We start from the raw sequence: 13,944 nt of genomic DNA, 5'->3' as shown, positions 1-13,944 counted from the left end.
GCGGTCAGCCCTTCCAGCGGGGCACCAGCCGGTGCACCACGACCAGCACCAGCGCGGCCACCACGGCGGTCGTGCCGGCTATGCCGGCCGCGCTGCCCGCGTACCCGATGAACAGCGGACGGCGGCCGAGCGCCTCGACGGGGACTGTGGAGCGGTCGACGAGCCAGGACAGCGCCACCGCGGAGGCCAGCAGGGCCACCACGCCGGCGCCGCCGAGCACGGCGCCGGCCACCCGGTGCGCGTCGCCCGGCTCCACCACCGCCTGCTCGCGCTGGAAGAACAGCAGCACCAGCCCGGCCACCGCGGCCCACGCGCCGACCACCAGGTACGCGGCGACCGCGTCGCTGGGCCGGTGCCAGCCGGCGGAGAGCGTGGCGACGCCCGCGACGGCGGCGTACCCGGCGCCGAGGAACGCCCCGGCGACCCGCAGCTTGCGCGGCAGCACCAGGATCAGCGCGACCGCGACCGAGGCGGCCACCGTGGTGTGCCCGCTGGGCAGGCTGTTGCCGGCGGCGGCCCGTTCCGGGTCGATACCGAAGTCGGGACGGACCAGATAGTGCTTGAGCAGTTGCGTGGTCACGTTGGCCCCGGCGATCAGCAGCGTCGCGGTGACGGCGAGCGCCTTGCGCCCCCGGATCAGCGCGATGAAGCCGATCACCGCGGTGGCGGCCAGCAGCGACACCACCGACATGGCGTTGAGGATCGTGTTCACCGGACCGTCGATGCGGTCCTGGCCGATCCGGTTGCCGGTGAGCGCCACCGTGTCCAGCCACTGGCCCAGTTCGGTGTGTACGGCGAAGCGCCACACCAGCCCGAACGCGGCTGTCTGGATCAGGGCCAGTACGACCAACCAGACCGCCGTCCAACCCCTCGCCGTCTCCCGCACCCGGACAACTTAGCGGTAGGCACGCTCCGGCGCGCGGCGGAGCGCCATCGGCGGCGGCGTACGGTGAGGCGGGCGATTTCGAGGAGGTGGCGCGTGACCGGCACGCCGCAGCGGCAACCGGAGGACGGGCCGCGACCGGAGTCGCTGGCCGACCTGCTCGGCGGCCGGCGCGGGGCGGTGGACGCGACGCTTCCCCCGCTGGCGTTCGGGCTCGGCTGGGTGCTCGGCGGCCTGGGCGGCGGCGTGCTCGCGGCGGTGCTGACCGGCACGGCGGTGGCCGGCTGGCGGTGGCGGCGCGGCGACCGGCCCCGCTCGGTGCTGGTCGGGCTGCTCGCGGTCTGCGTTGCGGCGCTCATCGCGTTGCGCACCGGCCGGGCGGCCGACTTCTTCCTGCTCCAGATCGCCGCGAACACGGCGAGCGCGCTGGCCTGGACGGTGAGCATCGTGGTGCGGTGGCCGCTGCTGGGTGTGGTGGTCGGCACGGCGCTGGGCCAGCGGACCCGGTGGCGGCGCGATCCGGCGCTGCTGCGGGCGTACGGCCGGGCCAGCTGGGTGTGGGCCGCCACCTACGTGCTGCGGGTCGCGGTGTTCGTCCCGCTGTGGCTGTACGGGCAGGTGGTCGCGCTGACCGTGGCGCGGGCGGCACTGACCTGGCCGGTGATCGCGGCGGCGCTGGCGGGGAGCTGGCTGGTGATCCGGCGCTCGCTGCCGGCCGGTCATCCGGGGCTGCGGCACCCGGTGGAACCGGCGGGCGCGGACGGTGTGGCGGCGCGCACAGAATAATGGAGAGGCCGCCACGGGGGGAGCGGCCTCTCCGTCAAATACGTTACTCCGTCCAGGGCCCGGATGTGATCCCGTGGACCGCTGAATTTTCCGTGCCTTTTCGCGCCATGGGTCGTCGCCGGGCGGAGTGGTGGGCCGGCCGGTCCGCTGCGTCGGCCGGACGGCCGGCCCACCCGGCCTGACCGTGGGCGTCAGGCCGTTCGCCGACCCGGCCGCTCCGTTCCCCCATCGGCCGGGTCGGCCTCCTCCGCGGGCGGGCTCTCACCCGCCCGCGGAGGAGGGGTCACCTCACCCTTGCGGGAAGTAGGTGCCGTAGTCGGCGTACGCCATGGCGATGTCCGCCTGCGCCCAGAACCGGTGGTAGTTGAAGACCGGCTCGGGACCGCCGTCCAGGTACGCCTGCACCTTCGGCCAGTCCGGGTCGTTCTTGTAGAACGACCGGATGTCCAGGAAGCTCTTGCCCGGGGCGATCACGTCGCCGTTGGGCATCTTCCCGGTCCAGCCGTTGGGGACGTAGAGACCCTGGCCGTCGGCGGCGTTGTAGACGTCGTCGAAGCGCTTGTAGTCGCCGCGCTTCTCCGGCGTCGAGACGCCCTTGCTGTCGGCGGACGCCGAGAGCGCGTCCAGCAGGCCCTTGGCGGTGTTCTTCGCCGCGGTGTTGCCGGACTTGGCCGCGTACGCGATGAGCGTGCGGGCGTAGGCGCCGGCGACGCCGACGTCCTGGCCCTTGACCGTCACCTCGACGTGCAGGTTGGTGTTCGGCTGCGGGCTGCTCGGGTTCCAGTTGGCCGGCTGGCCCGTCCACTTCATGTCCGACGGGATCGACCAGTTGGTGCCGACCGTGGTGTTGGCGATCGCCCACGGCACCCACTTGTCCAGCAGCGCCTTGGCCTTCGCGTTGCCGGTCTCCAGGTACAGCTCGGCGATGCGCTGCATCGACCAGGCCTGCATGCCGAACCACTGGTTCGACGGCGGGTCGTTGTAGACCGGGTCGACGTCGTAGAACATGCCGTAGAAGGTGGCGGTGCCGGCCGGCGGCTGGGCGTAGCTGCCGTCCCAGCTGTTGGTGGCGCCACCGGCGATGCCGCCCTCGGCGGACTGGAGCCAGGTGTAGAACTCCAGCTGCCGGTCGAGGCTCTTCTGCCAGTCGGAGACCGCGGTCGGCGACTTCGGCTTCAGCTCCGCGACGTTGGTCATGGCCCAGGCCGCGAACGGGTTCTGGTAGCCGAAGTGGCTGTGGCTGGAGCCGATCCGCCACGACCAGTTCTGCGAGGCGTCGTACGCGCCGCCCCAGGCGTAGTACCAGGACAGCAGGTAGTGCGCCGAGTCACGGCCGCTGGCGGCCGGGCAGGTGGACGCCCCGACGCAGTTGCCGATCTTCTTGAAGTACTTGTCGAACAGCGCGTAGCGCAGGTAGTCGCCCATCTTGGCGGCCTTGGCCACGGTGGCCGCCACGTCGGCCTGCTTGCCCTGCGCCTTGGCCCAGGTCAGCGCCCAGTAGGCGGCCTGGACGGCACGCGCGTCGGCGTCCGGGGCGTTGGTGTACTTCCACTGCTTGGCCGGGGCGCTGGACTCCTTGACGAACAGGTCCAGGTAGCCGTTCGGGCCGCCGTGCTTGAACGTGTCGCAGGACGGCTGCGGCACGGTCTCCCACACCGACTCCTGGGTGCCCCGCTGGAAGGTGTTGATGTACGCGGGCCGGGTGGTGCCGTCGCCGCAGCGGCCGTAGCCGTAGGTGTTGTCCACGTCGAGCAGCCAGTGCATGCCGTAGATGTCACCGGTGCCGTAGGTGGACTGCAGCTCCGAGCGCAGCGGGTCCTGGCCGACCGGGACGTTGGCGTCCAGCGTCGACGGGTACTGGCTGGGCAGGTTGTGCTCGGCGGCGTACTGCGGGGTGCCGGGCGAGCCGGCCGTGGCCTGGTCGGCGTGCGACGGGATGATGTACTTCTCCATCACCGTCCAGGCGTTGTTGAACGGCGCCCAGTTCTGGGTGACCCGGCCGTACTGCGCCTCCAGCCAGAGCCAGAAGCTGAACGCCTCCGAGGTGGTCTCGTGGCCGTGGTCGGGCGCCTCGACGATCAGCGTCTCGATCGAGTGGTACGGCACGCCCTCGGGGCTGAAGTAGCCCGAGTTCTTGATCTTGCCGTACTGGTCGAGGAACTTCGTGATGTAGGCGTTGTCGCCGCCCGGGGAGTCGTTGTCCGCCTCGGTGGCGACGACGGAGATCGGGGCGTAGCCGGTGGCCGACGCGGTGATCGTGGCGGTGCCGCCGACCGTGTCGGAGTCCTCCGCGGCCGACACCGTGGCGGTGACGCCGGTGCTCCAGTTGCTCGAGGTGAGCGTCAGCGAGGCCGGCGAGACGGTGATGTCGCTGTCACCGGTGACGGCGAGGCTCACCGGCACGTTGGCAGTGGGCGCGGCGCTGAGCGTGTACCGGACCGTGGCGCTGCCGCCCTCGGACACGGTGACCGCCGACGGGCTGGCGACCAGCTTCGGCCCGCTCGCCGCGGTCACGGTGAACGACTTCTCCGATACGGCCGTGCCGCCCGCGTTGTCGTACGCCTTGGCCTGCACCGTGTAGCTGCCGGCCGGCAGGTCGAGCAGGTCGTAGCCGTACGGCGCGGTGGTGTCGGTGTTGACCAGCAGGCCGTTGCGGTAGAACTCGACCTTGCTGATGGTGCCGTCGGCGTCGCCGGCGGTCGCGGTCAGCTGCACGTCCGCCGGTGCCTCGAACGGGCCGGACGGCACGCTCAGGGAGACCGTCGGCGGCTGGTTGGTCTGCGCGCCGTTGCAGGCGACCCCGTTGAGGGTGAACGCGGTGGGCTTCGGGTTGCTGCCGCTGTAGCTGCCGTTGAAGCCGATGCTGGTGGACGCGCCGGTGGGCAGGCTGCCGTTCCACGACTCGTTCGTCGCGGTGACCTCGCTGCCGGACTGGCTCCACCGGGCCGACCAGCCTTGAACCACGCGCTGGCTGCTGTTCGGGAAGGCGAACTTCAGCGACCAGTTGTTCAGCGCGTCACCCAGGTTCTTGATGGTGACGGTGGCGGTGAACCCGTTGTTCCAGTCGCTCGTCGCATAGGTCACGTCGCAGGCGGGCGCGGCCTGGGCGGCGCCCGCGGGCAGGGCCACCCCGCCTATGACGAGGGCGGTGGCGGCGACCATCGCCGTGCGGCGACGTCTGGCCAGAAGTCTCATGTGGGCGGTGTCTCCTCGGACCGGGCCGGGACCGTGGGCCCCGGCGGGGCGCCTCCACGCGCCGACGGGGCGTACGCGGGGGGACGGAGGCGTCCGGAAAGGTGGTCGTCCCGGCCGTGCCGGGGATCGGGGCGCCGCACCGGTTCGTCACCGGGTGCCCTCGGCGGCCCGCGCTCGCGTTCACTGGCTCCGCGTGGCGTGACGAGAGTGTGACATGGAAGCGCTCCCACCACAACGGCCAGCGCAGATACGCGCTTCCATGTTTCGATCTCGTTTAGGGGCTTTTCCAAACCCGTGACGGGCGTTACAGTCGCAGCATCGCCGATGGGAGCGCTTCCATCGACGGAGATGCAAGTACTGGATCGCCGGGTACACCCGTGCCCGGCGCGTCGGCCCAGAGGCCGACGGCGGACCAGCCCGGACGCCGCCGCCGGCCGTCACCCGCCAGACGGAGGGAGGTGGAACCAGAGCCACTCGCGTGGCCCGGCTCCCGCGCGACGCGCACGACGGACGCCAATTCCACTTCGTGCGTGTGTGCACCATCGGTGGGGACGGGGGTTGCCCTCCCCCGTCCCCACACTAAACCCCCGTTGTCGACGGCAAAAGAGGCCGACGGGACAGGCGTGACACGCCACCCGGACGGCCTTTCTCGCTATCTGCCCCACCCCTCGCCGCTCACGCCGCCGCGAGCGACGTTCCCGAGCGACGCCCCCGCCCACCCACATTCCGGCCGCCCGGCGGCCGCGCCGCACCTCGCCGCGACCGCCGGATCGGGCCGGCCGCTCCCTGGCTATGATGGGAGCGCTCCCGGCCCAGGGCGGCCCGTCACTCCGAGGAGAAACCTCATGTCGTTACTCACCCGACGGCGCCTGCTCCGCCGCGCCGCCCTGTCCGCGACCGCGGCCGGCGCGGCCCGGACCGGGCTCGCCGGCGCCACCGCGGCCGGGATCGCCGCGTCGACCGTCGCGCTCGGCGGCTGCGACAGCCCGCCCGAGCGCACCACCGACCCGGAGCCGGACCGCGGGCTGCGTTTCCCGGACGGCTTCGCCTGGGGGGCGGCGACCTCGGCGTACCAGATCGAGGGGGCCGCCAAGGAGGACGGGCGGGGTGAGTCCGTCTGGGACACCTTCAGCCACACGCCGGGCCGGATCCGCAACGGCGACACCGGCGACGTCGCGGCCGACCACTACCACCGGTACGCGCAGGACCTGGACCTGATGCGCGACCTGGGGCTGCGCAGCTACCGGTTCTCCATCTCCTGGCCCCGCATCCAGGCCGACGGCTCCGGCCGCCCCAACCAGCGCGGCCTCGACTTCTACCGCCGCCTGCTGGACGGGCTGCACGAGCGCGGCATCGCGCCGATGGCCACGCTGTTCCACTGGGATCTCCCCCAGGCCCTCCAGGACGCCGGCGGCTGGGAGAACCGGGACACCGCCGAGCGCTTCGCCGAGTACGCCGACCTGGTGTTCCGCGCCCTCGGCGACCGGGTGCCGGTCTGGCTGACCGTCAACGAGCCGAAGACGGTGGTGCAGAACGGCTACATCTGGGGCCACCACGCACCGGGCATCCGCGACGAGGACGCGGCCTACCTGGTCGCCCACCACCTCCAGCTCGGCCACGGCCTCGCCGTGCAGGCGCTGCGCGCCTCCGGTGTCACCGGCCGGATCGGCCCGGCGCTCAACCTGCACCCCTGTTACCCGGCCGACGACTCCGCCGAGTCGGCCGCCGCGACCCGCCTCTTCGACGGCTACGAGAACCGCCTCTACCTCGACTCGATCTTCAAGGGCGAGTACCCGGAGGACGTGCTGGACGACCTCGGTCCGAGCAGCCGGATGGTCCGCGGCGTCCGCGACGGCGACCTGAAGATCATCTCCAGCCCGGTCGACCTGCTCGCCGTGCAGTACTACACGCCGATCTACGTCACCGGCGACGGCGGCACGGTCCGCAAGTGGCCCACCTCCGAGGCGGAGTGGCAGCAGATCTACCCGGAGGGGATGTACGACATCCTGACCCGGGTCACCCGCGACTACGGCCGGGTGCCGATCACCGTCACCGAGAACGGCCTGCCGTGCCCGGACGTGCCCGGCGCGGACGGCAACGTCGACGACGCCGGCCGGGTCGCCTTCCTGCGCGACCACTTCGCCGCCGCCCACCGGGCCGTCGGCGACGGGGTGCCGCTGGAGAGCTACCACGTCTGGTCGCTGCTGGACAACTTCGAGTGGGCCGAGGGGTACGAGCAGCGCTGGGGCCTGGTGTACGTGGACTACGCCAGCCAGCGGCGGGTGCTCAAGCGCAGCGCCCACTGGTACCGCGACGTGATCCGCCGCAACGGCCTGTGAACTGGTGCGCCCGGCCGGCGGTGTGCCGGCCGGGCGCGTCCGTCGGCTGGATCAGCGCGGCAGCGCCTGCTGGAGTTCGGCGCGCAACGCCGGGGTGAGCATCTCGCCCGCCTGCTTGGCCAGCCGCGCCATCTCGTAGCCGACCACGCCGATGTCGGCGTCCGCCCCGGCCAGCGTGGCCAGGATCGAGCCGTCCCGGATCTGCATCACCAGGAAGTAGCCGCGCCCCATCTCGACCACCGTCTGCTTGACGACGTCACCGTCGAACATCTGGGCCGCACCGGCGGTGATGCTCATCAGGCCGGAGGTCACCGCGGCGAGCTTGTCCGCGTGGTCGCGCGGCAGGTGCGCCGAGATCGCCACCAGGAGCCCGTCGGAGGACACCACCACCGCGTGCGCCACCCCGGGAACACGCTCCGCGAACGCGTTCACCAGCCAGCTCAGGTCGCGTGCCTCCTGGCTCAACGTCGTCACTGTCGTCGTCCTCCTTCATCGCGCGGCAGGTACATCTCGGTGGTCTCCTCGGCCTCGGCCCGCCGTACCCCGCTGTAGAGACGCGACAGCATGCCGCCGACCGCCTCCGGGTCCGGCTCGTGCCGCACCACCGGGCGGTCGGCCGGGGCGGCCGAGGTGAGCTGGGCCATCGGCACGCGTACCGGCAGGCCCCGCTCGTTCGTCCCTCCGGTCACCGGCGTCGCCGCCGGCACCGGCGTCACACCCGGGGCCGACGGGGCCGGCCCCTGCCGGCTGAACCACCCGCCGCCCGCCGCGCCGGCGGCCGGCGTGAGCACGTCCTCGGCCCGTCCCGGACGGGGACGCGGCGCGGTCACCGGCGCGGCAGCCGGCGCCGGCGCACCCGCCCCGGTCTCCGTCCCGTCACCCAGCGGCCGGCCGGTCAGCGGGGACACCGGCAGCGCCGCGGGCTGGCCCGGCGCCGGACGCCATCCGGCCACCGGCAGTTCGGCGGTCGCCGCGGCGAGCGCACCCGACGCGGTGACCGGGCCCGTGAGCATCGGCTGCGCCGGCCCGCGCACGAGCCGGTCCGGCGCCGGCCGGCCCACCTCCGGCGCGGGCGCCTCGGCCAGCAGCTCGACCGGAATCCGCACCCGGGCCACCAGGCCCTCCCGGCCAGGGCTCAACCGCACCCGTACGCCGTGCCGGGCGCTGAGGTGGCTCACCACGAACAGGCCCATCCGTTCCGAGGCCGACACGTCGGCAGCCGGCGGCTCGGCGAGCACCTCGTTCGCCTCGGCGAGCGCCGACGGGCTCATGCCCAGCCCCTCGTCCACGATCTGCACGAGCGCGCCCCGGCCGTCCGGCTCGACGACCACCCGCACCGCGGTGTCCGGGCGGGAGAAGGCGGTGGCGTTCTCCAGCAGCTCCGCGAACAGGTGCACCAGGTCGCCCACCGCGTGCCCGACGACGTGCAGGTCCGTCCGGTTCTCGTGGCGCACCCGCTGGTACTGCTCGATCTCCGCGCTCGCGGCCAGCAGCACCGCGCCCAGACCCACCGGGCGGTTCCACCGCCGGGTCGACTCGGTGCCGGCCAGCACCAGCAGGCTCTCGTCGTTGCGGCGCATCCGGGCGGCGAGGTGGTCGAGCTTGAACAGGTTCTCCAGCTGCTCCGGATCGCTCTCCTCGCGTTCGAGCTCGTCGAGCAGCTCCAGCTGCCGCTCGACGAGCACCTGGCTGCGCCGGGCCAGGTTGACGAACATGGCGTTGACGTTGCGCCGCATCATCGCCTGCTCGACCGCCACGTCGACGGCGCTGCGGTGCACCGCCACGAACGCCTCCGCCAGCTCACCGATCTCGTCCTGCGAGTCGATCACCGACGGCGGTACGTCGATCGCGCCGATCGGACGGTCCACACTGCGCAGCCGTTGCAGCGTCAGCGGCAGGTCCACCTGCGCGATCCGCAGCGCCTGGCCGCGCAGCTGCCGCATGGCGCGGGCCACCGACCGGCCGACCAGCAGCGAGATCAGCACCGCGACCAGGAGCACCGTGGCGATCGCGCCGGCCACCAGCAGCGTGTCGCGCAGCTGGCGGGCGCTGGCGTCGTCGGCCTGGCGTACCGCGTCGGCGACGATCTCGCTCTCCATCTGGCGGAACAGCTCCTGCCGTTGCTCGCTGGCCGCCCACCACTGGGTCGCGTCGAGCACGGCCGGCTTCGCCTCGCCGCCGCCGGGCAGCGTCCGCTCCTCCATCCGGGTGGCGGCGACGAAGGCCGGATCGACGGAGGTGCGGTCGTAGCGGCGGATCTGGTCGGCGGTCGCCGCGACCCGGAACGCGCCGAGCGCGGTGAGCTGCTGGGCCCGCAGGTCGCTGAGCGTCACCTGGTCGTCGGGCTCGTACCGGCCGGACCGGGCGGCGGCGTAGAGCTCCGCGCGGATGCGCGAGGACAGCTCCTTGACCCGGGACAGCTGCGCGTACCGCAGCACCGCCTCGGTCAGCTCCTGCCGGCCGCCGCCGGGCGACGGCTCGGCCAGCAGGCTCAGCAGCGCCGCGATCGACCGGTGGTAGTTGCTCAGCACGGTGTCGCTGGAGAGCACCGCCGGCGCCACCGCCGCCCGGATGTTCACCACCTGGTCGTACGCCTCGAGCGCCTCGGAGTAGGAGACCCGCCAGGCGGCGTCGGCGTCGGCCAGCGGCGCGGCCGCGGCGCGCAACTCGGCCATCGCCCGGTCGGTGGCCTCCTGGAGCGGTTTGAGCGCGGCGACCGCGGCGTCCCGGTCGGCGCCGGTGCCGGCCCGGCGCAGCGCGGCCAGCTCGCCCGCCGTGCGGTCCCGCTCCTGCTGGAGCCGGTCGACGGTGGTGGAGATCTGCCGCCCGATGCCCACCTGCTCGGCGAAGGCGCTCAGCGTGGTGGTCTGCCCGACCAGCCCCCGGGTCTGGATGCCGGCCAGGACGAGGAACGCCAGTGAGGGGATCACCAGCACCGTGGCGAGCTTGGTGCCCATCCGCCAGTCCCGCAGCCGGAACCCGGAACGCCGCCGGTGCGGCTGAGGGGCCGCGCCGCGAACCGGGTCGGGACCTGCGCCCACGGTTGCCTCCTCGTCCCGCCCCACCACGTCGGGGAGCGGAGTCCATCCAACCAGGCCGTCGGTCGGTGTCAACGGCCGCCCGGACGGCATGACCAGGACGGTCAGCGCCTCGGGTGGACGGTCACGCGTGCGAGGCGGCCTCGTCCGTCCGGCCGATCCCGGCGATCTCCTCCGCCTCCGCGAGCCGGCCGAGCGCGACGAGCGCGGCGCCGGTCGCACCGATCTCCGGGTTGCGTTGCCAGCACACCCGGCGGGGCGCGAGCACGTCGAGGAACGCCCCGCGCCACCACGGCGAGGCGGTCAGCGCCCCACCGCCGAGGACCACCTCCATCGGCTCGCCGATACCGGCCTCCAGCAGCGTCAGGTCGTCGGCGACGAGCCGGCACAGTCCGCTCATCAGCCCGGCCAGGATGTCCACGGCGGTGGTGCCGAAGCTGAGCCCGCGCAGCTCCCCCGAGCCCGCCGGGGCGACACCCGGCGGCCGGTCGCCGCCGAAGCGGGGATTCGCCCGTACCGAACCGGCGACGCGGTCGAGCGCCGCCTCCAGCTCCGAACCCTCCGGCAGCCGCAGCTCGCGTGCCGCCCAGGCGAACAGGTTGCCGCCGCTGGAGTACGCCGCGCCGGTCACCACGTGGTTGTGGTCGACCCGGTACCGCCAGAGCTGCTCGTGCAGCGGCGGCGGCTCCGTGCCGGCCGGCACGGCCTGGATCATGCGGACCGCCGCGGAGGTGCCGACGGTCACCGCCGCGCGGGTCGGGTCGACGCATCCCGAGCCGACGTTGGCCGCCGCGCCGTCGCCCACCGGCGGCGCCCACCGCGCGCCGGCCAGCTGCGGCCAGCGCCGCGCGTACGCCGCGTTCAGCCGGCCTTGCCAGTCGTCCGGGGCCAGCGGCAGCAACCCGTCCGGGCGTACGCCGGCCAGCTCGCACGCCTCCGGATCCCAGTCCATGCGGCGCAGGTCGAGCAGCCCGGTGCCGGAGGCCAGCGAGATCGACATCGGCGCGTCGTCGAGCAGCGTGCCGAGCGCGTACTCGGTGAGCCCGGTGAAGCGTGCGCACCGGTCGACGCGCTCGCGCAGCCAGGGCAGCCGCACCGACCAGTAGCAGCGGTGCCACCAGGTGCCGGTACGCCGGTGGAAGTCCACCGGGTCGGCCGGCCCGGTCGCCCCGGCCGGCGGCTCCGGCCGGGTGTCCAGCCAGGTCAGCACCGGCCCCGACGGTGTGCCGTCGGGCGCGAGCGGCAGCACCGAGTGCCACTGCGCGGAGGTGGCCACGAGGCCCACGTCCCGCAGGTGCCCACCGGCGGCCAGCTCGTCCAGGCACTCCACCAGGCACGCCAGGTAGGCCGGGCCGTCGAGCGTCCCGCTGCCGTCGTCCCGGGTGACCAGGTGCACCCGGCGCCGGGCCAGCGCGCCCGGGCGCGGCACGGCGTCCGCGTCGAGCACCAGGCCGCGCACCGAGGAGGTGCCCAGATCCAGAGCGAGAATGTCCATCGCCGGTCAACCTACCCGGCGGGACCGGCGGCCACGCCAAGATCCGCACCCGGTGACGCGTGATCGGGTTCCACGGCGCCGGTCCATCGCGTACAGTGACCGTCATGCCCGCGCACCTGTCCTGCTGGTGGCCCGCCGACCCGGCGGCCCACCCCCGCGCGTAGCTTCCCCACGCGGCCGCCCGACGAGGCGGCCGCCGGTCCTCCCCGGCATCCCGGGTCGCCTTCACCGGCGGCCACCGGCCCACCGAGGAGACCCGATGACCCGCCTGTCCGACCCGCTCGCCGCCGTCGCGGCCGGCCGCGACCCCGGCCCGTTCGCGCTCGTCCGCCGCGAGGGCGCCGACCACGTCGACCTGTTCACCGGCCCGGTACGCACCGCCGGCGAGCTCGCCGACCTGCCGCTGCCCGAGGACGGTGCCGGTCCGCACACGCTGGCCCTGGTGCCGTTCCGGCAGGTCACCGAACGCGGTTTCGAGTGCGTCGACGACGGGCTGCCGCTGGAGTTCCTGGCGGTCGAGGCGCACCGGCGGATACCGCTGGCCGACCTGCTCGACGACCTGCCCGACGCCGAGGTGCGCACCCGTGACGCCGGCTTCGACATCGCCGACGACGAGTACGCGGCGATCGTGGAACGGGTGCTGGCCGACGAGATCGGCCGGGGCGAGGGGGCGAACTTCGTCATCCACCGCACCATGCGCGCCACGGTGCAGGGCGACCCGCTGGCCGCGGCCCTGGCCGCGCTGCGCCGGCTGCTGCTGCGCGAGCGGGGCGCGTACTGGACGTTCCTGGTGCACACCGGCACCCGGATCCTGGTCGGCGCCAGCCCGGAGCGGCACGTCAGCGTCGCCGACGGGCTGGTCGAGATGAACCCGATCAGCGGCACGTTCCGGCACCGGGGCGAGACCGTCGACCGGGCCGAGCTGCTGCGCTTCCTGCACGACCCGAAGGAGGTGGAGGAGCTGTACATGGTGCTGGACGAGGAGCTGAAGATGATGGCCGTGGTCGCCGAGCACGGCGGCCAGGTGGTCGGGCCGTACCTGAAGGAGATGGCGCACCTGGCGCACACCGAGTACCTGCTGGCCGGTCGCTGCTCCCGGGACGTGCGCGACGTGCTGCGGGAGACCATGTTCGCGCCCACCGTCACCGGCAGCCCGATGGAGAACGCCTGCCGGGTGATCGCCCGGCACGAGCGCACCGGCCGGCGCTACTACGCCGGGGTGCTCGCCCTGCTGGGCCGCGACGAGCAGGGCCGGCAGACGCTGGACGCGCCGATCCTGATCCGTACCGCCGAGATCTCGCCCGAGGGTGCGCTGCGGGTGCCGGTCGGCGCGACGCTGGTCCGGCACTCGACCACCGCCGGCGAGGTGGCCGAGACGCACGCCAAGGCCGCCGGGGTGCTGGCCGCGCTGGGTCTCGGCCCGGACGCGCCGCGCTCCGCCACCGAGCCGGCCGTCCGGTACGCCGACGACCCCGAGATACGCGCCGCGCTTGCCGCCCGGAACGCCCCGCTGGCCCGGTTCTGGCTGGAGCAGCGGGAGCCGGGCGCGATCGCGCTGTGCGGGCTGGCCGGGCGCCGGGCGCTGATCGTCGACGGCGAGGACACGTTCACCGGCATGCTGGCCCACCAGCTCGGCGCGCTGGGCCTGGCGGTGACCCGGCGGGACTGGCCGGACCCGGGCCCGCTGGACGGCTACGACCTGGTGGTGGTCGGCCCCGGCCCGGGTGACCCGCGGGACGCGACCGCGCCGAAGATGGTGGCGCTGCGGGCGCTGCTGACCGAGCTGCTCGCGTCCGGCCGGCCGACGCTCGCCGTCTGCCTGGGCCACCAGTTGCTCGCCGGGCTGCTGGGCCTGCCGCTGCACCGCCGGGACGCGCCGTACCAGGGGTTGCCGCGGGACGTGCCGGTGTTCGGGACGACCCGCCGGGTCGGGTTCTACGCCAGCTTCACCGCGCTTGCCGACGCCGACCGGGTGCCCGGCCCGTACGGCCCGGTCGAGGTGTCCCGCGACCCGGCCGACGGCGCGGTGCACGCGCTGCGCGGCGCGGGCTTCGCCGGGGTGCAGTTCCACCCGGAGTCGGTGCTGAGCCAGGACGGCACGAGGGTCCTGGCGGACCTGCTCGGGCATCTGCTCGACCGGCCGGCGCTGAGCGCGCATGGAGCCGCCGATCGCGGGTAGGGCACTGGCGACCGGTGGTCCGGACGGGT

8 protein-coding genes are annotated in these 13,944 nt (G+C 73.9%); 3 read left to right on the top strand and 5 right to left on the bottom strand.

Annotation, left to right across the window (positions count from 1 at the left end; translation table 11 throughout):
* Nucleotides 1-4: 4 nt before the first annotated feature.
* A complete protein-coding gene (locus tag V6U82_RS28405) occupies nucleotides 5-886 on the bottom strand; it encodes a phosphatase PAP2 family protein (RefSeq protein WP_128139263.1) in 882 nt (293 codons plus the stop codon).
* 93 nt (nucleotides 887-979) lie between these two features.
* Between V6U82_RS28405 and V6U82_RS28400 the strand changes: the two genes are divergently transcribed.
* On the top strand, nucleotides 980-1,669 hold the full coding sequence (locus tag V6U82_RS28400) for a DUF3159 domain-containing protein (RefSeq protein WP_334466559.1): 690 nt from the start codon (nucleotides 980-982) through the stop codon (nucleotides 1,667-1,669).
* A 288-nt stretch (nucleotides 1,670-1,957) separates the two neighbouring features.
* Here V6U82_RS28400 and V6U82_RS28395 read toward each other — a convergent pair whose 3' ends face one another.
* The gene (locus tag V6U82_RS28395) at nucleotides 1,958-4,855 is read right to left on the bottom strand and encodes a glycoside hydrolase family 48 protein (RefSeq protein ID WP_334466603.1); all 2,898 of its coding nucleotides are present in this window, start codon (nucleotides 4,853-4,855) and stop codon (nucleotides 1,958-1,960) included.
* A gap of 854 nt (nucleotides 4,856-5,709) precedes the next feature.
* Between V6U82_RS28395 and V6U82_RS28390 the strand changes: the two genes are divergently transcribed.
* Nucleotides 5,710-7,203, top strand: coding sequence for a GH1 family beta-glucosidase (locus tag V6U82_RS28390; RefSeq protein WP_334466554.1), 1,494 nt, complete (start codon nucleotides 5,710-5,712; stop codon nucleotides 7,201-7,203).
* A 51-nt stretch (nucleotides 7,204-7,254) separates the two neighbouring features.
* Here V6U82_RS28390 and V6U82_RS28385 read toward each other — a convergent pair whose 3' ends face one another.
* The 3 genes from V6U82_RS28385 to V6U82_RS28375 are packed head-to-tail and all read right to left on the bottom strand — an operon-like array spanning nucleotide 7,255 to nucleotide 11,736.
* Nucleotides 7,255-7,677 carry a roadblock/LC7 domain-containing protein gene (locus V6U82_RS28385; RefSeq protein WP_013287300.1) on the bottom strand — a complete coding sequence of 141 codons (423 nt, stop codon included), beginning with the start codon at nucleotides 7,675-7,677 and terminating at the stop codon, nucleotides 7,255-7,257.
* Nucleotides 7,674-10,334: a nitrate- and nitrite sensing domain-containing protein gene (locus V6U82_RS28380; RefSeq protein ID WP_436836972.1), complete on the bottom strand. Its 2,661-nt coding sequence runs from the start codon at nucleotides 10,332-10,334 to the stop codon at nucleotides 7,674-7,676. The genes V6U82_RS28385 and V6U82_RS28380 overlap by 4 nt, the downstream gene beginning before the upstream one ends.
* Before the next feature lie 31 nt (nucleotides 10,335-10,365).
* Nucleotides 10,366-11,736 (bottom strand): FGGY family carbohydrate kinase, encoded by a 1,371-nt coding sequence (locus tag V6U82_RS28375; protein ID WP_334466548.1) that lies wholly within the window; start codon nucleotides 11,734-11,736, stop codon nucleotides 10,366-10,368.
* 259 nt (nucleotides 11,737-11,995) lie between these two features.
* On the opposite strand from V6U82_RS28375, the gene V6U82_RS28370 reads away from it, so the two are divergent.
* Complete coding sequence (locus V6U82_RS28370; protein WP_334466545.1) at nucleotides 11,996-13,915, top strand: chorismate-binding protein; 1,920 nt, start codon at nucleotides 11,996-11,998, stop codon at nucleotides 13,913-13,915.
* Nucleotides 13,916-13,944 lie beyond the last annotated feature (29 nt).

This window comes from Micromonospora sp. CPCC 205554, from assembly GCF_036902745.1.
GTDB classification, from domain to species: Bacteria; Actinomycetota; Actinomycetes; order Mycobacteriales; family Micromonosporaceae; genus Micromonospora; species Micromonospora tulbaghiae.
Note: the sequence above shows the minus strand (reverse complement) of the source record. Positions and strands in the feature narration are given on the sequence as shown.

Excerpts from the sequence above, each read along its gene's own strand:
- V6U82_RS28375 (WP_334466548.1), bottom strand. The coding sequence starts at position 11,736 with ATGGACATTCTCGCTCTGGATCTGGGCACCTCCTCGGTGCGCGGCCTG.
- V6U82_RS28370 (WP_334466545.1), top strand. The coding sequence starts at position 11,996 with ATGACCCGCCTGTCCGACCCGCTCGCCGCCGTCGCGGCCGGCCGCGAC.
- V6U82_RS28380 (WP_436836972.1), bottom strand. The coding sequence starts at position 10,334 with ATGCCGTCCGGGCGGCCGTTGACACCGACCGACGGCCTGGTTGGATGG.
- V6U82_RS28390 (WP_334466554.1), top strand. The coding sequence starts at position 5,710 with ATGTCGTTACTCACCCGACGGCGCCTGCTCCGCCGCGCCGCCCTGTCC.